This is a genomic window from Nesterenkonia aethiopica (assembly GCF_039534665.1).
In the GTDB taxonomy this organism is placed as follows: Bacteria; Actinomycetota; Actinomycetes; order Actinomycetales; family Micrococcaceae; genus Nesterenkonia; species Nesterenkonia aethiopica.
Genome location: NZ_BAAAVT010000002.1, coordinates 192,529 through 210,918 on the forward strand (window position 1 = coordinate 192,529; position 18,390 = coordinate 210,918).

At 69.6% G+C, this 18,390-nt stretch carries 17 protein-coding genes; 8 read left to right on the forward strand and 9 right to left on the reverse strand.

What is annotated here, in order from left to right; genetic code table 11:
- Positions 1 to 12 precede the first annotated feature (12 nt).
- The gene (locus tag ABD658_RS02165; RefSeq protein WP_344683032.1) at positions 13 to 1,932 is read right to left on the reverse strand and encodes an ABC transporter ATP-binding protein; all 1,920 of its coding nucleotides are present in this window, start codon (positions 1,930 to 1,932) and stop codon (positions 13 to 15) included.
- Positions 1,933 to 2,014: 82 nt separating this feature from the next.
- Here ABD658_RS02165 and ABD658_RS02170 point away from each other — a divergent pair, with 82 nt between their 5' ends.
- Positions 2,015 to 2,734: a TetR/AcrR family transcriptional regulator gene (locus ABD658_RS02170; protein ID WP_344683034.1), complete on the forward strand. Its 720-nt coding sequence runs from the start codon at positions 2,015 to 2,017 to the stop codon at positions 2,732 to 2,734.
- 10 nt (positions 2,735 to 2,744) lie between these two features.
- Here ABD658_RS02170 and ABD658_RS02175 read toward each other — a convergent pair whose 3' ends face one another.
- Positions 2,745 to 5,504 (reverse strand): GNAT family N-acetyltransferase, encoded by a 2,760-nt coding sequence (locus ABD658_RS02175; RefSeq protein ID WP_344683036.1) that lies wholly within the window; start codon positions 5,502 to 5,504, stop codon positions 2,745 to 2,747.
- Positions 5,505 to 5,614: 110 nt separating this feature from the next.
- Here ABD658_RS02175 and ABD658_RS02180 point away from each other — a divergent pair, with 110 nt between their 5' ends.
- From ABD658_RS02180 to ABD658_RS02195, 4 genes are all read left to right on the forward strand, one after another.
- A complete protein-coding gene (locus ABD658_RS02180) occupies positions 5,615 to 8,254 on the forward strand; it encodes a DNA gyrase/topoisomerase IV subunit A (protein WP_344743712.1) in 2,640 nt (879 codons plus the stop codon).
- Positions 8,255 to 8,408: 154 nt separating this feature from the next.
- The gene (locus ABD658_RS02185) at positions 8,409 to 8,753 is read left to right on the forward strand and encodes a BlaI/MecI/CopY family transcriptional regulator (protein ID WP_311024383.1); all 345 of its coding nucleotides are present in this window, start codon (positions 8,409 to 8,411) and stop codon (positions 8,751 to 8,753) included.
- 75 nt (positions 8,754 to 8,828) lie between these two features.
- A complete protein-coding gene (locus ABD658_RS02190) occupies positions 8,829 to 9,854 on the forward strand; it encodes a M56 family metallopeptidase (RefSeq protein ID WP_344683039.1) in 1,026 nt (341 codons plus the stop codon).
- Positions 9,854 to 10,288: a hypothetical protein gene (locus ABD658_RS02195; RefSeq protein ID WP_344683041.1), complete on the forward strand. Its 435-nt coding sequence runs from the start codon at positions 9,854 to 9,856 to the stop codon at positions 10,286 to 10,288. The genes ABD658_RS02190 and ABD658_RS02195 overlap by 1 nt, the downstream gene beginning before the upstream one ends.
- Before the next feature lie 25 nt (positions 10,289 to 10,313).
- On the opposite strand, the gene ABD658_RS02200 is transcribed toward ABD658_RS02195, so the two are convergent.
- Genes ABD658_RS02200 through ABD658_RS02210 form a run of 3 tightly spaced genes read right to left on the reverse strand, consistent with a single transcriptional unit; the run spans position 10,314 to position 11,909 of the window.
- Positions 10,314 to 11,225, reverse strand: a complete 912-nt coding sequence (locus tag ABD658_RS02200; protein WP_311024386.1) for an SURF1 family cytochrome oxidase biogenesis protein — start codon at positions 11,223 to 11,225, stop codon at positions 10,314 to 10,316.
- Positions 11,222 to 11,485, reverse strand: a complete 264-nt coding sequence (locus ABD658_RS02205; protein ID WP_344683045.1) for a hypothetical protein — start codon at positions 11,483 to 11,485, stop codon at positions 11,222 to 11,224. Before ABD658_RS02205 ends, ABD658_RS02200 begins: the two co-directional genes overlap by 4 nt.
- Entirely contained in the window at positions 11,472 to 11,909 is a 438-nt protein-coding gene (locus ABD658_RS02210; protein WP_344683047.1) for a DUF3099 domain-containing protein, read from the reverse strand. Before ABD658_RS02210 ends, ABD658_RS02205 begins: the two co-directional genes overlap by 14 nt.
- A 113-nt stretch (positions 11,910 to 12,022) precedes the next feature.
- Here ABD658_RS02210 and fabG point away from each other — a divergent pair, with 113 nt between their 5' ends.
- Both fabG and ABD658_RS02220 read left to right on the forward strand, forming a co-directional pair.
- Complete coding sequence (fabG, locus tag ABD658_RS02215; RefSeq protein WP_311024389.1) at positions 12,023 to 12,730, forward strand: 3-oxoacyl-ACP reductase FabG; 708 nt, start codon at positions 12,023 to 12,025, stop codon at positions 12,728 to 12,730.
- Positions 12,731 to 12,786: 56 nt separating this feature from the next.
- Positions 12,787 to 13,551, forward strand: coding sequence for an SDR family oxidoreductase (locus ABD658_RS02220; RefSeq protein WP_070162447.1), 765 nt, complete (start codon positions 12,787 to 12,789; stop codon positions 13,549 to 13,551).
- Between the two features lie 97 nt (positions 13,552 to 13,648).
- Here the strand turns inward: ABD658_RS02220 and ABD658_RS02225 are convergent, their stop codons facing one another.
- Positions 13,649 to 15,247, reverse strand: coding sequence for an ABC-F family ATP-binding cassette domain-containing protein (locus tag ABD658_RS02225; RefSeq protein WP_085437308.1), 1,599 nt, complete (start codon positions 15,245 to 15,247; stop codon positions 13,649 to 13,651).
- Positions 15,248 to 15,307: 60 nt separating this feature from the next.
- Between ABD658_RS02225 and ABD658_RS02230 the strand changes: the two genes are divergently transcribed.
- Complete coding sequence (locus tag ABD658_RS02230) at positions 15,308 to 16,117, forward strand: energy-coupling factor ABC transporter ATP-binding protein (RefSeq protein WP_237089989.1); 810 nt, start codon at positions 15,308 to 15,310, stop codon at positions 16,115 to 16,117.
- 4 nt (positions 16,118 to 16,121) lie between these two features.
- Here the strand turns inward: ABD658_RS02230 and ABD658_RS02235 are convergent, their stop codons facing one another.
- The 3 genes from ABD658_RS02235 to ABD658_RS02245 all read right to left on the reverse strand — a co-directional run bounded on the left by ABD658_RS02235 (position 16,122) and on the right by ABD658_RS02245 (position 18,373).
- Positions 16,122 to 16,454 (reverse strand): metal-sulfur cluster assembly factor, encoded by a 333-nt coding sequence (locus tag ABD658_RS02235; protein ID WP_070162443.1) that lies wholly within the window; start codon positions 16,452 to 16,454, stop codon positions 16,122 to 16,124.
- A 73-nt stretch (positions 16,455 to 16,527) separates the two neighbouring features.
- Positions 16,528 to 17,019 (reverse strand): Fe-S cluster assembly sulfur transfer protein SufU, encoded by a 492-nt coding sequence (gene sufU, locus ABD658_RS02240; protein ID WP_070162441.1) that lies wholly within the window; start codon positions 17,017 to 17,019, stop codon positions 16,528 to 16,530.
- Positions 17,012 to 18,373 (reverse strand): SufS family cysteine desulfurase, encoded by a 1,362-nt coding sequence (locus ABD658_RS02245; RefSeq protein WP_311024391.1) that lies wholly within the window; start codon positions 18,371 to 18,373, stop codon positions 17,012 to 17,014. Before ABD658_RS02245 ends, sufU begins: the two co-directional genes overlap by 8 nt.
- Positions 18,374 to 18,390: the final 17 nt, after the last annotated feature.

Sequence of the window (18,390 nt, forward strand, 5' to 3'; positions counted from 1 at the left end):
CACCCCGCAGGGTCACCCCACCGGAGTCTCCATCCGCAAGGCCGCCACCAGGCTGCGGTACAGCTGGGAGCTGGTCAGCAGCTGCCCGTGGGTGCCCTCGTCGACGATGCGCCCTCCGTCCATCACGAGGATGCGGTCCGCGTCGACCACGGTCGAGAGCCGGTGGGCGATGGTCACGACGGCGGCATGGCGGGCGTGCGTGGCGATGGTCTCCTGCACGGCGGCCTCCGTGACGCCGTCGACCTGAGCGGTGGCCTCGTCGAGCAGCAGCACCGCCGGATCCACCAGCAGCGCCCGGGCCAGGGCGATCCGCTGACGCTGCCCTCCAGAGACGTTGGTGTCCGTCAGTGCCGTGTCCAGCCCGTGCGGCAGGCGGTCGACCATGTCCTCGAGCTGCAGTCGCCGCAGCACCTGCTGCAGCTCGTGCTCGTCGGCCTCGGGTGCGGAGAACAGCAGGTTCTCCCGAATCGTCCCGGGCACGACGGGAGTCTCCTGCTCCACGTAGGCGAAGGCCGAGCGCACCAGGGCCGGGCTGAGCTGCCCGTAGGGCGTGCCGCGCAGTCTGAGCTCTCCCTCCTCGGGCTCCAGGAACCGCATCATCAGCGACAGCAGCGTCGTCTTCCCGGCCCCGGAGGGACCGACGAGCGCCACGTGGCCCGTCGCCGGGACCCGCAGATCGATGCCCTGGACCGCCACCGGACCGTCCTGCGCATAGCGGGCGGTCACTCCTGCCAGCTCCAGCACGGGCCGGGATGCGGTCTCCGAGTCGCTGCTCTCCGTTGCCTCCGGTGCCTCTGGACCGGCGTCTCCAGGTGGTGGCCCTCCCCTGCCCGAGCGGGGGTCCGGGGCTGGGACGCCGAAGTCGTCGTGGCCCGGCCCCGTCACGGCGCCCGAGCCCCGTGCCACTCCCTCCACGACGCGGAGGTCGGCTCGCCGGTCCTCCACGGGCATCGCGTCCACCTGGCTGATCCGTCCGGCGGCGGCCAGGCCGGACTGCAGCGTGGTGAGGTTCTGGGTGAGCTCCATCAGCGGCCCGGTCAGTCCCCAGACATAGAGCAGGAACGCCACGAGCGTGGAGACACCGATGTGGCCTTCGGAGACGCGCCAGGCACCCAGCGCGAGCACCATGATGAGGGCGCCGTCGAGTCCGACTCCCGCGACCGTCCAGGCTCCCGCCTGGATCTTCACGGAACGCAGGCTGTGCCGTCGGGAGGAGCCCACGTGGCGCATCAGCGACTCGTAGCGGCGTCCTTCGGCCCGCGAGGACTTCACCGTCTTGATGGCCCGCACCGTGCCCTCCAGGTCGGATCCGAGGTCACCCAGGGCGGCCTGGGCCTTCTCCTCCACCGTGGCGATGCGCGGCATGAGCACGGCGAAGATCACCAGCACGACCGCCAGAGCGGCGAGTGTGGTGCCCAGCAGCACCAGGTCCAGGCGCGCCATCAGCAGCAGGGAGCCGAGGATCATGATGGCGCCGTTGATCAGCCCGATGATGGCGGTCGAGGCCGCCTGGTTGAGCAGCACCGTGTCCGAGGTGACCCTGGTGACGAGCTCCCCGGGACTGCGCCGCAGGAGCTCGAAGACGCGGGACCCCAGGTATCGGAGGATCATGCGTCGGCGGGCGTCGTAGACGATGTCCTCGGCCAGCCGCCCCAGGAGGACCCACTGGCACCAGCCAAGACCGGCGCCGAGCAGGAGCAGACCGACCAGCACCAGGACGGGATCCCGCAGCGAGGCGTCCACCGCGAGGCTGTCCAGCACCCATTTGGTGACCATCGGGCTCGCCAGCCCCATGGCCGAGACGGCGAGCGAGAGCAGCAGCCCGAGTCCCAGGACCTTCAGATGCGGTCGCGCGAAGGACCACAGGACCTTCATGCGGACTGAGGACGAGGCCTCGGGCTCGACCGACGCCTCCACTGTTGATTCATTCATGACACCTAGTGAGACATAAGTGTCGCACTTTCGTCAATACTTGTGGCACATCAGGGCTGTTCACTCCTGTACGCTGGGTCCCATGCAGGAGATCGACAGCGCCGCGTCCCCAGCCCCCGGAACCGAGCGGGAGACGGAGGCCGAGGAGGACGCCAGCCCCGCAGAGCCGGGACCGGAAGAGCCGGGACCGGATCGCGCTCACTCCTCATCAGGACCCCTCGCCCCGCCGAGTCCGGCCGCGCAGCGCACCCGCCGGGCCATACTGCTCGCCGCCGTCGAGGTCCTGTCCGTGAACCCCGGAGCCGCCCTCATCGATGTGGCGGACACGGCCGGCGTCTCTCGGAGCACCTTGCATCGTCACTTCACGGACCGTGCCGCTCTACGTGCCGCCGTGGACGCTCTGGCGGAGGAGCAATGGACGGAGGCGGTCCGTGTGGCGCGGCTGGACCAGGGATCGGGCTTCGAGGCCTTCCGTCGCCTCTGCGGTGAACTGATCAGCCGCATCGACACCCTGGCCTGGTGGATGGCCTCCGACGAGCCCGATCAGGACACGTCCGGCGACTGCGAGGCGCCCGCTGAATCCGCCGAGGATGCGGAGATCGCCGCGGCGCTGCGCCGTGGGCATCGGGACGGCACCATCGATCCGACCCTCAGCCCCGAATGGGTCAGCAACATCACCTGGGCGACGCTCTACGCCATCCGCTTCATCCCGGCCCAGGGCGGGATGAGCCCCTTCGAGGCGCGCCAGCAGGGCCTGCGGACCCTCCTGAAGTCCGTCGCCGCCGACCCCTCGGCCGTCTGAACCGGGGCCCTCACCACCGGCTGATGGCTCGGCGCGCCGAGTCGGTGCGCTGCTGCGGATTGGCGATGTCGATGGTCGCATGCAGGATGCTGACGCCTTCCTCCGCGACCAGCAGGGGCGCGATCTCCAGCGCGGCGACCTGGGGGTGGTTGTCCTTGAGCATGGCCACCCGCTGCAGGGTCTCCTCCACCGCAGTGATGTCCACCGGCGGCAGACCACGATGCCCCGTGAGCTTCTGCGCGGCACGCGGCCGACGGACCAGAGATCTGAGATCTTCGTCGGTCAGCGGCGGGACGGCATGGGCCCAGTCGTCCAGGAGGTCCACTGCGTCACCGGAGATCCCGAAGGACACCACGGGACCCATGAGCGGATCCTCCAGGGCCCGGACCCTGCACCCCTGCCCGATGGGGGCCATCGCCTGGACCTCGAGGCCCGGTGCGCCGAGACCCTCCAGCTGAGCACGCATGTCCGCCACGGTGCGGCGCAGCATGTCGGCGTCGCTGATGTTGAGCCGCACGCCCCCGAGATCCAGGCGGTGCCGCAGCGAGTCAGTGGTGGCCTTGACCGCCACCGGCCAGCCGAGCCGTTCCGCGGCCGCGACCGCCTCCTCCGGCGTCGTGAAAGGGACCGACGGCATCACTGAGAGCCCATAGTGACCCAGCAGCTCCGCGGCCTGTTCGGCCTCGAGCCGATGCAGGGCGGTCCCGGAGACGGATTCCGCGAGCCAGCCCTCGAGGAGCTCGTCGACGGTGCGCGAGACGGTGGAGCCTTCCAGGCCGGAAGGCGTCCAGGGCTCGCCGATCCCCTCCTGCCGCCATCGCTGGTAGCGCACGATCTTGCCCAGAGCGGCCACCGAGCGGGCGGGTGAGGAATAGACGGGGACGCCCTGCTGCAGCGCGCCGGTCTCCATGACCGGCGCGGCGGCGGCCAGGTGGTTCAGCGGCACATCGTCCTCCAGGACCCCGATGAGCGAGACGACCACGGGCTTGGGATGCTGCCGAGCGGTGTCGAGGATCACCCGGGAATGATCCTGGTGCTCGCCGGCGACGGTCGGCTGGAGGCACAGCGCGACGGCGTCCACCTCCTCGGCTCCCAGCAGCGCGTCGAGCGCCTTCCGCAGCTTATCCTCCGCCTCACGTCGGGTCCCGTCGAGGTCAAGCCCCGACTCCGTCCGTACGGCCTGAAGCCCGTGGGACTGGGCGGCGTCCGCCAGCACCCGGCCCATCGAGGCGGAGTTCGACAGGATGCCCAGACGCGGCCCGGCGGGAAGCGGCTGGCTGGCCAGGATCTGCAGCACGTCCATGAGCGAATCATGGTTGCCGACCTGGATGACGCCGGAGTGCTCGAGCATGGAGTCCACGGCCCCCCGCGGAGTCAGCGTGGTGCGCACGTCATGGCCGGGCGGCAGCCGACGGCCTGTGACGTCGGATGTGGCGACGACCACCGGCTTCGTCAGCGACAGCCGCCGGGCGATGCGAGAGAACTTGCGGGGGTTTCCGAAGCTCTCCAGGTAGATCCCGACAGCTCGCGTCGCCTCGTCGTCCTCGAAGCGCTGCATGGCGTCGTTCCCGGAGAGGTCCGCGCGGTTGCCCGCCGAGATCACCGAGGACAGCCCGACCTGCCGTCGATGGGCCGCGGCGTACAGCGACACTCCGATCGAGGCCGACTGGCTGAAGAGCCCGACCCCGCCGCGCAAGGGCATCGTCGGGGACAGGGAGGCGTTGAGCGAGATGTCGGGGTCGGTGTTGATCAGGCCCACAGAGGCCGGCCCGATCACCCGCATCCCCCACCCGCGGGCCAGCCGAACGAGCTCCCGCTGATCGAGGACGGCGCCGGATGCCCGAGACCCTCCGGCGCCCTCGGCCTCGAGCCCCGCGGTCACCACCAGCAGTCCCTTGACCCCGTGCCGACCGCAGTCCGCCACCACCTCGGCCAGCCGCTCCGGAGGCACCGCCACGACCGCCAGATCGACGTCCTGCTTGATGTGCTCCAGCGAGGCGTACGCCTCCGTGCCGCCGACCTCGAAGGCGTCCGGGTTCACGGCGTGGACGCCTCCGGTGAACCGCCCCTCCACGAGGTTGTGCACCAGGTGATACCCCACCGAGCCGTACTCGCGGGAGGCGCCGATGACCGCCACCTGGGACGGCGTCAGCAGCTCGGCGACGCTGCGGGACTCGGCGCGATGCTCCCGCGCCTCCATCACGGCGCGGGACTTCTCCGTCGGGTCGATGGGGAACTCGAGGACGACCACGCCGTCTTCGAACCGCCGCTGCACCTCATAGCCGGCCTCGGAGAAGACGGCCAACATCTTGCGGTTCTCCGGCAGGACCTCCGCGGAGAACCGCTCCAGGCCACGCTCCCGGCCGGCTGCCGCCAGATGCTCCAGAAGGATCGACCCCAGACCTCTGCCCTGATGGGCGTCGGAGATGTGGAACGAGACCTCGGCCTCCCGGGTGCCGTCGATGCGGTCGTAGCCGCCGACGCCGATGATCTCCTGATCGCCGGACGGGCTGGCCAGCAGGATCACCATCGCCACCCGGTCGACGTGGTCCACCTGGGTGAAGCGTCGCAGCTCCTTCTCCGTCAGTGAGGACTTGTAGGTGAAGTACCGCAGATAGATGGACGACTCCGACTGGGCCGCATGCATGCGCTGCAGCCGCTCGGCATCGTCAGCCCCGATCGGGCGCAGGTGGGCCGCGGCGCCGTCCCGCAGGACGACATCTGCCTCCCAGTGGCCCGGATATCCGCCGGTTTCTGCTGGTTCACCCATAGGATCAAGACTACGAGAACTTCCGGCCGGCAGGCATGGACCGCTCCTACGGACGTCTGCGAAGGCCCTGCCGACCCTCACGACCCCGACGAAGGACACCTTCCGCGCCCATGGCCCGCCGTTCGACTTCCAGCTCCCCGCGCTCCGGCCCCGAGCAGCCCCCGGTGACCCCGGAGGACCACATCGTCGACATCGACGTCTCGGCGGAGATGGAGACCTCGTTCCTGGAGTACGCCTATTCGGTGATCTACTCGCGGGCTCTGCCGGACGCCCGCGACGGACTGAAGCCGGTGCAGCGGCGGATCCTGTACATGATGTCCCAGATGGGGCTGCGCCCCGAGAAGGGCCATGTGAAGTCCGCCCGCGTGGTGGGCGAGGTGATGGGAAAGCTGCACCCCCATGGGGACGCCGCCATCTACGACGCCCTGGTCCGCATGGCCCAGTCCTTCTCGCTGCGGCTGCCCCTGGTGGACGGCCACGGCAACTTCGGCTCCCTCGACGACGGCCCGGCGGCTCCCCGCTACACCGAAGCCCGCATGACGGCGGCCGCGGTGTCGATGACCACCGATCTGGACGAGGACGTCGTCGACTTCGAGCCGAACTATGACAATCAGCTGACCCAGCCTTCGGTGCTGCCCAGCGCCTTCCCCAACCTGCTGGTCAACGGCGCGTCGGGGATCGCCGTGGGCATGGCGACGAACATGGCTCCGCACAACCTGCGTGAAGTGGTCGCGGGGGCGCGGCATGTGATCATGCACCCCGAGGCCACGCTCGAGGACATCATGGTCCACATCCCCGGCCCTGACCTTCCCTCGGGCGGACGGATCGTGGGACTGGACGGCATCCGGGACGCCTACCGCACGGGTCGCGGCTCCTTCAAGACCCGCGCGACGGTCTCCATCGAGCAGGTCTCTCCGCGCAAGACGGGGATCGTCGTCACGGAGCTGCCCTACATGGTGGGTCCGGAGAAGATCATCGAGAAGATCAAGGACGCGGTCCAGTCCAAGCGCCTGGCCGGCATCTCCGACGTCTTGGACCTGACCGACCGCAAGCACGGCCTGCGGATGATCATCGAGCTCAAGGCCGGGTTCAACCCCCAGGCGGTGCTGGCGCAGCTGTACAAGCTCACCCCGATGGAGGACTCCTTCGGGATCAACAACGTGGCCCTGGTGGACGGCCAGCCGCGCACACTGGGCCTGCTGGAGATGCTCCAGGTCTACGTGGACCACCGCATCTCCGTGGTGCGTCGGCGCACGGCCTATCGACTGGCGAAGCGCCAGGACCGCCTCCATCTGGTGGAGGGCCTGCTGATCGCGATCCTCGACATCGACGAGGTCATCCAGATCATCCGCGCCGCCGAGGACACGGGCACCGCCCGAGAGCGCCTGATGACGATCTTCGACCTCACCCAGCCGCAGGCTGAGCACATCCTGGAGCTGCGGCTGCGGCAGCTGACCCGCTACTCGACGCTGGAGCTGGAGCAGGAGAAGCAGCGCCTCGAGGAGGAGATCGCCGAGCTTCAGGCGATCCTGGACTCCGAGCAGCGGCTGCGGGAGGCGGTGGCCGACGAGCTGGCCCAGGTGGCCGAGGCCCACGGCGACGACCGCCGTACCCAGCTGGTGGAGTCCGAGACCCTGGAGGCCCCGGCTCCCGCGGCGAAGGCGGCCTCGCCCGATGAGGCGGCCACCGCCATGCAGATCGCCGACTCCCCGTGCTGGGCTCTGCTGTCGACCTCGGGGCAGCTGGCCCGCACCACGGACCGCTCCGGACTGGTCCATCCGACTCGTCGCGGGCGTCATGACGCGCTGACGTCCATGGTCCCCACCTCAGCCCGTGGGGAGATCGGCGCCATCACCTCGGCAGGACGGATGATCCGGGTGCCGGTGGTGGACATGCCCGCCGTGGACGTCGCCTCCGGCACGGTGAATCTCAACCAGGGTGTCAAGGTCAAGGATTTCCTGGCGCTGGAGCGCAAAGAGGAGCTGATCGCCTTCGTGCCCCTGGACGAGGTCGTCGCCCTCGGGACGGCCGCGGGGCGGGTCAAACGGGTCAACCCGGACTATCCGCTGAACCGGGACGAGTGGGAGGTCGTCGCGCTGAAGGGCAAGGACCGCGTCGTCGGCGCCCAGGCGGCCCCTGCTGATGACGACCAGCTGGTGTTCATCACTGCGGGGGCGCAGATGCTGCACTACGACGCCGCACTGGTGCGTCCCCAGGGCAGGACCGCCGCCGGGATGGCAGGGATCAAGGTCGCCGACGGCGATGAGGTCATCAGCTTCACGGTCGTGCCCGGCGCGGGAGTGCCGGACGAGGACGGGCAGGTCGCGGAGGACCTGGCGGGCTGGACCCCGGTGGTGGTGACCGTCGCCGCCGGACAGGAGCCGCTGGAGGGCTTCGAGGACGGCAGCGTGAAGGTGACCGAGTTCTCCGAGTTCCCGGCCAAGGGGCGCGCGACCGCCGGCGTCCGTGCCCATCGTTTTCTCCGCGGCGAAGACCACCTGCGCCTGGCGTGGGCAGGTCTGGGCCCGGCGATGGGCGCGGCGAAGAACGGCTCGGCCCGTGTGCTGCCGGCGGAGACGGCCCGACGCGACGGCTCCGGGATCCCGCTGGAGCGCACGGTCGATGCGGTGGCCTCCAGCCCGGAGGCCCTCACCCGCGTGGCCGGCGCACGCCTGTCGGCCGGCTCCGTGGCCGGCTCCGTGGACGGCGCCGAGGACGGCTCCGTGGACTCCGGGGCCGCCGGGGACTGACGCACGGTGGCGTCTCATCATGTGACACGCCATTACTACAGGTTGTAGAAATCACGGTCCCACCAGGAGTATCGTGGAAAGCCACCCTGCAGCGGGCTGAGCAGACTCGCTCCGCCTGTCAGGACACCCCATCACCGGCAAGGAGATCCACCGCATGGCCACCCTCGGCGACCTCGAGCGTTCAGTCATGAGCCTGCTCTGGGACAGCGCAGAGTCCCTCAGCGCCAATGACGTGCGGGATCGACTGGACGAGGACCTGGCGGTCACCACGGTGCTGACGGTCCTCGCGCGCCTGGAGAAGAAGAACATGGTCACCCGGGAGCGCTCCAGCCGTCCGCACCGCTACGCGGCCGCGGCCAGCCGCGAGGAGCACACGGTGGAGATGCTCAATGAGGTGCTCGGCACCGCCTCCGACCGTGAGGCCGTGCTCGCCCGCTTCATCGGTGGGATCTCCGACTCGGAGGCCGCCGCTCTGCGTCGGATCCTCAGGTCCTCCTGAACCGCTCCCCCGCGGAGACCTCCTCGTCGCCGTGGTCGCCCCGGTCCGATGTGGACGTGCCCGTAGACTGGTGCTGTGACCTCGCTGGCCCTCTTCCTCGCCGTGCTGGCGTTCCTGCTGGCCGTGCCGATCCCCCGGCTGCTCAGCCGGGCCCGTTTCCGCGCACGCTCTCCCTGGGCCGCCATGCTCCTGTGGCAGGCGATCGCTCTGGCCGGGGGTCTCGCGCTCATCGGAGCGCCTCTGGTCTACGGGCTGTCGCCCTTCGGCGGATCGCTCCATGAATCCGTGGCGGAGGTCCTGAAGCTGCTGCGCGCCGCCGACTTCACGGCGCTGGAGGACCTGCATGTGCTCCCCACCCATGTGTTCGCCCTGTGCCTGGCGGTCATGCTGGGCACCCACCTGCTGCTCACGCTGCTGCGCACCTACGTCAGGGTCCTGGGTTCGCGACGCCGGCACCGGGATCTCGTGAGGCTGCTGTCCACACCGCTGGACGAGCGCAGAGGCGCCACCACAGCACCGAATGCGACGGCCGTGGATGAGGCCCATGTCATCGAGGCCGAGGCGCCCTTGGCCTACTGTCTGCCCGGACGCACGCACGCAAGTTCGGTCACGGTGCTCTCCCGCGGGCTGCTCGACCAGCTCTCCGATGCGGAGCTCGCCGCCGTCGTCGCTCACGAGCAGACTCACCTGCACCAACGGCACCATCTGCTCACCATGGCCTTCGACGCCTGGTACCGGGCGCTGCCCTGGCTGCCCACCACCCGCTACGGCCGGGAAGCGGTCCTCGAGCTCACGGAGATGCTCGCCGACGACGGCGCCATGCAGCACCATTCCAGGGACGACCTCCTGCGCTCTCTGGCCCTGAGCACCCCGGAGATGTCCCTGATCGACGACGCGGACGCGGACGGACCTCGCGGCCTGCCGGAGCTCGATGCGGCCCAGGGCGCGACCGCCGGCGCCGGCGCCGCGGTGATCACCACGGAGCGGCTCAAGCGCCTGCTCGTGCCCCCGCCGGCGCTTCCACGCACCGCCCAGGCCGCGATCGCGGCAGCCGCTGCCGGGCTTCTGACGGTGCCCACCGCCCTGCTGCTGGTGATCTGATGCACCGCTTCTCGTCTGCTCGACTTCGCTCGGGCACGGTGCTCTACCGGGAGAGGATGCCGCTGACGGCGATGCCCTGGATCCTGCTGACGATGCCCTGGGTCCTGCTGACCATGGCGGCCGCCCTGCTCTACGGCACGTGGAGCGGAGTGGTGGACCGAGCAGAGCCGGTGTGGGTCGCTCTCGGGTGGGCGGCCCTGACCGCGGGCGCCATCGGGGTCCTGTTCCTGTCCATCTGGGCACTTCCGGTGATCGGCGAGGGCAAGCGGGTCCAGGTCGACGAGACCGGGGAGATTCCTGAGGCTCTGCTGATCGAGGATCTCCGGGCCGTCCGCCGGGGCAGCCGACGTCCCTGCTGGGCCGTGCAGGCGCCGCGCACCGACAACCTGCATGGGTCGCTGCGCACCGCCCGGCGCCAGCACAGGGGCTGCTGAGGGGCTGCCGAAGCGCCCGAACCGGTCAGCGTGAGCCCAGCCGTTCGTCCACCCACGCGTCCTCGACGTCTTCGTCGCTGGCGCGACCGGCCCGCTCCCGACGACGCCGGCGGGCCTCGCGCAGACGCTCCTGACGGGAGACCCCTGAGGACGCCGTCCCGGCTGCCCGTTCCTTCCCGTCCTCCTCTTCGGCGATCACGTCGAGATCCCGATTGCGGGCCGTCAGTCGGGCCGCGTATCCCCAGCCGACGAAGCCGAGCAGCCCGAACGCGTACCACTGCATGGAGTAGGACAGGTGCGGGCCCTCGTCCAGCTCAGGCCGGGCCAGCTGGCGCGGCTGCTGGTCGGGGGCCGGATCCTCTCCGGCCATGAGCCCGTAGGCGCCGGTCACGAGATCGTAGCCGAGCTGCGTCTCGTACTCGTCGAGGTCGATGGAGGCGAGCTGGCCGTCCGGGGCGTCCCGGTCGATGTCCGGCTCGCCCGGCTTCAGCCGCACCGTCACCTCGGCCTCTCCCCGCGGCGGCTCCGGCATATAGGCGGGCCGAGAGGCATCGGTGCTGTCGGTCGGCAGCCAGCCGCGGCTGATCACGACGACGTCGCCGTCGTGGGTGCGGAAGGGCACCACCTGCTCATAGCCGACGGACCCGCTGTGACCGCGGTTGCGCACCAGCCGGACGTCGTCGGAGAGATATTCGCCGCGCAGGGTGGTCACGGTCCATTCGTCGTCGGCCTCCGGAGACCGGTACAGTTCGCGCACCTCGGCATAGGGCACTGGGTCCTCGTCATAGTTGGCGACGACCCTGTTGATGTCCTCCATAGCCTGCTCCCGGCGGTCCAGCTGCCACTGTCCCAGGAACACACAGGCCACAGCGAAGCCCACGCACACGGCCAGCCAGCCCAGCCACGTGGGAGTCAGCAGGAATCGGTACCGGCTCATGTCGCGGACTCCTCAGTGTCGCCGCCGGTCAGGGGCACCGTGCTGCGCAAGAACAGACGCTGGGCCAGGAAGTTCTCCAGCCATGCCCGGTGCTCGTCACAGGCCAGCCAGACCTTCCGTCGCTGCTCGTCGTGGATCTTGGGGTTGTTCCACAGGATCTGCCAGACGGCGGCGGACCGGCACCCCTTGCGGGAGCACTGCGGCGTCTCCGGACCGGAGGCCTCCCCGGCCTGTCCGCCCAGTGAGCTAAGAACGTCCATCGTCTCCTGCATCCCGCACGACTTCACCTTCGATGATCTGCACCTGCCCCTCGGCGCCCCCCTGATGGCCCTCGGCACGGTCAGGGTCCCCTGCCGCGGCCTGATCATCCGCATCTCTTCCGGGGCCCCGGCCGTCCCCCAGCTGCGCCGAGCCGGCAGGCAGACCGCGCATCCCGTCCACCGTCTCGGCATCCCGACTGCGGAAGTACCGGTCCGTGCCCGCATTTGCCACGGTGACCGCGATGTAGGGCAGCACGACAGCCAGCGCGAGGAAGACCCAGGTCATCCAGTTCTGCACGACGACGGCCAGCACGAAGCACACGGCACGGATGCCCATGGAGATCGCGTAGCGCACCATGCGCCCGTGCTGCTCCTCGCTGTGACGCTGGGGAGCATCCGTGATGGACTGGACAGGTTCGTTCACCGCTCCATTCTAGTGCGCGGACCTGGACGCCCACCGGCGATGTGACGAGACGGTCACCGTGTGCCTGACATAGGCTGGTGGGCAGTTGTGACCATTTTGACGACGGGAGACCCATGAGCGGACGCAGCGTACTGATCACCGGAGGCAACCGCGGCATCGGCCGCGCCATCGCCGAGGAGTTCATCGCGGCCGGAGACAAGGTCGCGGTGACAACCCGGACCGGCGAGGCCCCGGAGGGCGCGCTGGGGGTGGCCGCGGACGTCACCGACGCCGCCTCGATCGATGCGGCGTTCACCGCCGTCGAGGAGGCCCACGGACCTGTGGAGGTGCTGGTCGCCAACGCCGGCATCACCCGGGACACCCTGCTGCTGCGGATGTCCGAAGATGACTTCACGGACGTGGTGGACACCAACCTCACCGGAGCATTCCGCGTGCTCAAGCGTGCGTCCAAAGGCATGCTGCGCCTGCGCAAGGGCCGCGTGGTGCTGATCTCCTCCGTGGTCGGCCTCTACGGCTCCCCCGGTCAGATCAACTACGCATCCTCCAAGGCCGGGCTGGTGGGCATGGCACGGTCCCTCACCCGGGAGCTCGGCGGACGCGGGATCACCGCCAACGTGGTGGCGCCCGGGTTCGTGCGCTCGGACATGACCGACGCGCTCGACGAGGACACCCAGAAGAAGTATCTGGAGAACATCCCCGCCGGCCGTTTCGCCGAGACCGACGAAGTCGCTCGGGTGGTGCGCTGGCTGTCCTCCGAGGACGCCGGCTACATCTCCGGCGCGGTGATCCCCGTCGACGGCGGACTCGGTATGGGCCACTGAGCCCCGGTGCTCCGCAGCCGACCCCCGTCACCCAGTACAGAAGGAGACCATTGACCATGACTGAGACCCAGGACCTCGCCGGCACCGGCGCCATCATCACCGGCTCGTCCCGCGGCATCGGTGCGGCCACTGCGCAGCTGATCGCAGCCCGCGGAGCGGGTGTGGTGATCAACTACCGGCAGAAGGCCCCCCGCGCGAAGAAGGTCGTCGCACAGATCGACGAGGCCGGCGGCCGTGCCGTGGCCGTCGGTGCGGACCTCACCGAAGCCGCGGGTGCCAAGAGCCTCGTGGACGCCGCCGTGGAGAACTTCGGCTCCCTGGACCTGCTGATCCTCAACGCCTCCGGCGGCATGGAGTCGGACCGGGGCGAGGACTACGCCCTGAAGCTCAACCGTGACGCCCAGGTCCAGATGCTCCGCGCCGCGCTCGACGTCATGCCTCGCGGTGCCCAGGTGGTCTTCGTGACCAGCCACCAGGCGCACTTCATCAATGAGACCGCCACCATGGACGCCTACGAGCCGGTGGCCCGCTCCAAGCGCGCCGGTGAGGACGCCCTGGTGGCGATGATCCCTGAGCTGGACGAGAAGGGGATCACGCTGACCATCGTCTCCGGGGACATGATCGAAGGCACGATCACCGCGACGCTGCTCGAGCGTGCCGAGCCCGGTGCGATCGACGCCCGCCGGGAAGCCGCCGGCAAGCTGTACTCCGTGGAGGAGTTCGCTGCGGAGATCGCCTCGACGGTGAATCGGGACGGTCTCGCCCAGGGCCACGTGGAGCTCGTCGGAGGCGCGGAGGACTTCCTCAGCCGGCAGGGCTGAGCCTCCACTGCCCCATACTCCGCACCGGGAGACACAGCACAGGGCCGGGAGCGACGATGAGTCGTCGCTCCCGGCCCTGTGCTGTGGGGAGCCAGGATCAGGCCAGGGTGACCAGGTCCTGGTATTCGGCGGTGTAGAGGTCCTCGACGCCGTCGGGCAGCAGCACCACACGCTCCGGATCCAGTGCCTCCACCGCACCCTCGTCGTGGGTGACCAGCACGACGGCGCCCTCGTAGGTCCGCAGCGCGGCCAGGATCTCCTCACGGGAGGCGGGATCCAGGTTGTTCGTGGGCTCGTCGAGCAGCAGCACGTTGGCGCTGGAGGCGACCAGGGTGGCCAGGGCCAGACGGGTCTTCTCACCGCCGGAGAGCACCTCCGCCGGCTTGTGGACGTCATCGCCGGAGAACAGGAACGAACCCAGGATCTTGCGCTGCTCGGTGTCCGCCAGCTCCGGTGCGGCGGTCTTCATGTTCTCCAACACGGTGCGTTCGGTGTCCAAGGTGTCGTGCTCCTGGGCGTAGTAGCCCAGCTTGAGCCCGTGTCCAGGGATGACAGCCCCGGAGTCTGGCTGGGCGACTCCGGCGAGCATGCGCAGCAGTGTGGTCTTGCCTGCCCCGTTGTAGCCGAGGATGACCACCCGGGAGCCTCGGTCGATCGCCAGGTCCACACCGGTGAAGATCTCCAGGGAGCCATAGGACTTCGAGAGCCCTTCGGCGAACAGCGGCGTCTTGCCGCAGGACGCCGGCTTCGGGAAGCGGATGTTGGCCACCCGGTCCGCCTGTCGCTCTCCTTCGAGTCCGACCATCATGCGGTCGGCCCGCTTCAACATGTTCTGCGCGGCGACCGCCTTGGTGGCCTTGGCACGCATCTTCTCCGCCTGGGAGCGCAGCGCCGTGGCCTTCTTCTCGGCATTGGCGAACTCGCGCTTGCGTCGCGCCTCGTCCTGCTCCCGCTGAACGAGATAGTTCTTCCACCCCATGTTGTAGACGTCCACCACACACCGGTTGGCATCCAGGTACAGCACCTTGTTGACGGTGCGCTCCATGAGCTCCACGTCGTGGGAGATCACGATGAATCCGCCCGAAAAGTGCTGCAGGTAGTCCCGGAGCCAGACGATGGAGTCCTGGTCCAGGTGGTTGGTCGGCTCGTCGAGAAGAAGGGTGTCGGCGTCCGAGAAGAGGATCCGCGCCAGCTCCACGCGCCGCCGCTGGCCGCCGGAGAGCGTCTTCAACGGCTGGGTGAGGATGCGCTCCGGCAAGTCGAGGTTCGCACAGATGGTGGCCGCCTCAGACTCTGCGGCGTAGCCGCCGGCTGCCACGAACCGAGCCTCCAGGGTGGAGTAGCGCTTCATGGCCCGGGCCTGGACGGCGTCGTCAGAGGAGCTCATCTGCTCCTCGGCCTGGCGCATCTTGGCCACGACCTCGTCAAGACCGCGCGCAGAGAGGATGCGGTCGCGGGCGAGCTGCTCCATGTTCTCCACTCGGGGGTCCTGGGGCAGGTACCCGATCGACCCGGTGCGCTCGACGTGACCGGCCGCGGGCAGGGCCTGGCCGGCGAGCACCTTGGTCATGGTGGTCTTCCCCGCGCCGTTGCGCCCCACCAGACCCACCTTGTCACCGGCGTCGATGCGGAAGGACACCTCGTCCATGAGCAGACGGGCGCCGGCTCGCAGCTCGAGGTTCGATACGCTGATCACAGTTGACAGGCCTTCCTGGGAGAGACGCGGACCGCCGCAGATCGGAGCAGCAGTCGAGACATGGCTGAGATGACGGACGGAGCGACGAGGAGCACGCTGAAGGGCGCCGACGCTCCGGCACACCCTGGACAGTCTAACGAGGCTGTCCAATCGGGCTCGCGGGTCCCCGCCTCTGGCCCGCAGCGCCTGGTCACCGAGGTCGACGCCGTCCACGTCGCCGTGGACCTGCCCGATGGCTCGCGTCGGACGATCCTCCACGAGCTGAGCCTCACCCTGGACGAGCCGGTGGTCGCGGTCGTCGGGGCCAACGGCTCCGGCAAGTCCACGCTGCTGCGGCTGGTGGCGGGCCTGGTCGCACCCACCGCCGGGGAGATCCGCTTCTCCCCGGCCGTGCCGCGGTCGGGGTTCATCTTCGCGAACCCGCAGGCACAGATCATCATGCCGGTGGTGGGCGAGGACATCGAGTTCTCGCTGCGGGAGACGGTGAAGTCCCGCGCCGAGCGCACCCGCCGGATGCGGGAGATCCTGACACAGCTGGAACTCGGACACCGGGCGGAGTCGAGCGTCTACGAGCTCTCCTCCGGCGAGCGGCAGAAGGTCGCCCTGGCCGGAGTGCTGGCCACTGAGCCCGAGCTGGTGATCGCCGACGAACCCACCACACTGCTGGATCTGCGCAATGCCGCAGAGTTCCGCCGCCGCCTGCTCGAGCTGCAGGTGCCCCTGCTGCTGGCCACCCATGATCTGGAGTTCGCGGCCCAGGCGGACCGGGTCCTCGTATTCGATCAGGGGCGGCTCGTGGACGACGACGAGCCGGCGGCAGCGATCGCTCGCTACCGCCGACTCGCCCTGCAGGAGCCTGAGGGCCGCTGAAGGCTCAGATGTTGAAGCCGAGGGCCCGCATCTGCTCGCGGCCGTCCTCGGTGATCTTCTCCGGCCCCCACGGCGGCATCCACACCCAGTTGAGCCGCCACTCGTCCACCATGGTGCCCACGTGCTGGCCGACCTGGTCCTCCAGGACGTCGGTCAGCGGGCAGGCGGCGGTGGTGAGGGTCATGTCGATGACCAGGGCGCCGTCCTCGGCGTAGTTCAGGCCGTAGAGCAGGCCCAGGTCGACGACGTTGATGCCCAGCTCCGGGTCGATGACCTCTTTGAGGGCCTCTTCGATGTCTTCGAGCGGTGTCCGCTCGGCGGTCGGGGTCTCACTCATGGTCCGCACTCCTTCCTTCGATGGCGTAACGCCACGGTGTCGCCATGTATGCCCGGCCTGTCCGGCCGGGGTGTCAGTCTTCGGTGCTCGGCGTGCGGGAGACGCGCGCCTGCAGCAGGGCGTCGTGCAGCGCCATCCAGCCCAGCAGGGCGCACTTGATGCGCGCCGGATACTTCGCGACGCCCACGAAGGCCGAGGCGTCCTCCAGCCTCTCCTGTCGTTCCTCGTCCGCCAAGGGGCGGCCTCGACCACGCATGAGCTCCCGGAAGGTCTCCCCCAGCTCTTCGGCCTCCGAGACCTGCGTGCCGTCGACGAGGTCATGCATGACCGACAGCGAGGCCTGGGAGATCGAGCAGCCGTGGCCCTCCCAGCCCAGACCCGCGATGCGCAGGTCCGTGCCGTCCTCCGAGGAGTCCAGCCTGACCCAGAGCCGGGCCTCGTCGCCGCAGGTCGGGTTGACCTGGAAGGATTCGCCGTCGTAGTTCTCCAGCGCACCTGCCCCGTGGCGTTCCCGGGAGTGGTCGAGGATCACCTGTTGGTAGAGCTGCTCCAGGGCGTCAGCCATGCTGCCCTCCCGAGGTGCTCCCCCCGAGGCCGAAGAACGGCCTCACACGCCCCAGCGCCTCCACGAACGCCGCGACCTCGTCAGGCGTGGTGTAGACGCCGGCTGAGGCTCGGGCCGAGGCGTGGACGCCGAGCCGCCGATGCACCGGCTGGGCACAGTGATGTCCCACGCGCACGGCGATACCGGCGTCGTCGAGCACCTGGCCCACATCGTGCGGGTGCACCCCCTCGACGTCGAAGGCCACCACGGCGAGCCGGTCGACGGGATCCGTGGGGCCCAGCACCCGCACACCGGGGACCGAGGCGATCCCGTCGAGCAGCAGCCGGGTCAGCTCCTCCTCATGTGCGGCGAAGGACTCCATACCCACACCGTGGAGATACTCCACAGCGGCGTGCATCCCCACGGTCTGGGCGACCATCTGCGTGCCGGCTTCGAAACGGTTCGGCGGCGGCATGAACGTGGTGGTCTCCATGGTGACGACCTCCACCATCGATCCGCCGGTGATGAACGGCGGCAGGAGCTCCAGCAGCTCACGGCGACCGTACAGGACGCCCACACCGGTGGGAGCGAGCATCTTGTGCCCGGAGAACGCGGCGAAGTCGACGTCGAGACCGTGGACGTCCAACGGCAGGTGGGCTGCGGACTGGCAGGCATCCAGCACCACGACGGCGCCGACGCGCCGCGCGTGCGCGACGACGTCGGCCACAGGGCTGATCGCGCCGGTGACGTTGGAGGCGTGCGTCAGCGCCACGATTCGGGTGCGCTCGGTGATCACGGAGAACGTCTCCGGATCCAGGCGGCCCTCATCCGTGAGGCCGATCCACCGCAGCGTGGCTCCGGTCCGTGCGGCGAGCTGCTGCCAGGGCACCAGGTTCGCGTGGTGCTCGGCCTCGGTGACCACGATCTCGTCACCTTCCGCGAGGGCGAAGCGCTCCGACGTCGCGGATTCGCCGCGTCCGAGCCGGGCGTCCAGCGTGGCGCTGAGGAAGCCGTGGCTGACCAGGTTGAGCGCCTCGGTGGCGTTCTTGGTCCACACGATCTCGTCCTCGTCGGCCCCGACGAAGCCGGCGACGGCGGCCCGAGCCGCCTCGTAGACCTCTGTGGCCTCTTCGGCGACCTGATGGGCACCGCGGTGGACAGCGGCGTTGGTGCGCTCGTAGAAGTGCCGTTCCGCCTCGAGCACAGCACGGGGCTTCTGCGCGGTCGCCGCGGTGTCCAGGTAGACCAGCGGCCGCCCGTCACGCACGGTGCGCTCCAGCAGCGGGAAGTCCGCACGGACGGCCGCCAGCTCCGCCGCGCTCAGAGAGCGGGCGGAGCCGGCGGCCGGCGCGGGCTGCGGGTGAGCAGCGGTCATGGGATCAGTGCCTCTCG

Coding starts and splice junctions, on each gene's coding strand:
- ABD658_RS02165 (WP_344683032.1), bottom strand. CDS start 1,932: ATGAATGAATCAACAGTGGAGGCGTCGGTCGAGCCCGAGGCCTCGTCC.
- ABD658_RS02170 (WP_344683034.1), top strand. CDS start 2,015: ATGCAGGAGATCGACAGCGCCGCGTCCCCAGCCCCCGGAACCGAGCGG.
- ABD658_RS02175 (WP_344683036.1), bottom strand. CDS start 5,504: ATGGGTGAACCAGCAGAAACCGGCGGATATCCGGGCCACTGGGAGGCA.
- ABD658_RS02180 (WP_344743712.1), top strand. CDS start 5,615: ATGGCCCGCCGTTCGACTTCCAGCTCCCCGCGCTCCGGCCCCGAGCAG.
- ABD658_RS02185 (WP_311024383.1), top strand. CDS start 8,409: ATGGCCACCCTCGGCGACCTCGAGCGTTCAGTCATGAGCCTGCTCTGG.
- ABD658_RS02195 (WP_344683041.1), top strand. CDS start 9,854: ATGCACCGCTTCTCGTCTGCTCGACTTCGCTCGGGCACGGTGCTCTAC.
- ABD658_RS02200 (WP_311024386.1), bottom strand. CDS start 11,225: ATGAGCCGGTACCGATTCCTGCTGACTCCCACGTGGCTGGGCTGGCTG.
- ABD658_RS02205 (WP_344683045.1), bottom strand. CDS start 11,485: ATGGACGTTCTTAGCTCACTGGGCGGACAGGCCGGGGAGGCCTCCGGT.
- fabG (WP_311024389.1), top strand. CDS start 12,023: ATGAGCGGACGCAGCGTACTGATCACCGGAGGCAACCGCGGCATCGGC.
- ABD658_RS02220 (WP_070162447.1), top strand. CDS start 12,787: ATGACTGAGACCCAGGACCTCGCCGGCACCGGCGCCATCATCACCGGC.
- ABD658_RS02230 (WP_237089989.1), top strand. CDS start 15,308: ATGGCTGAGATGACGGACGGAGCGACGAGGAGCACGCTGAAGGGCGCC.
- ABD658_RS02235 (WP_070162443.1), bottom strand. CDS start 16,454: ATGAGTGAGACCCCGACCGCCGAGCGGACACCGCTCGAAGACATCGAA.
- sufU (WP_070162441.1), bottom strand. CDS start 17,019: ATGGCTGACGCCCTGGAGCAGCTCTACCAACAGGTGATCCTCGACCAC.
- ABD658_RS02245 (WP_311024391.1), bottom strand. CDS start 18,373: ATGACCGCTGCTCACCCGCAGCCCGCGCCGGCCGCCGGCTCCGCCCGC.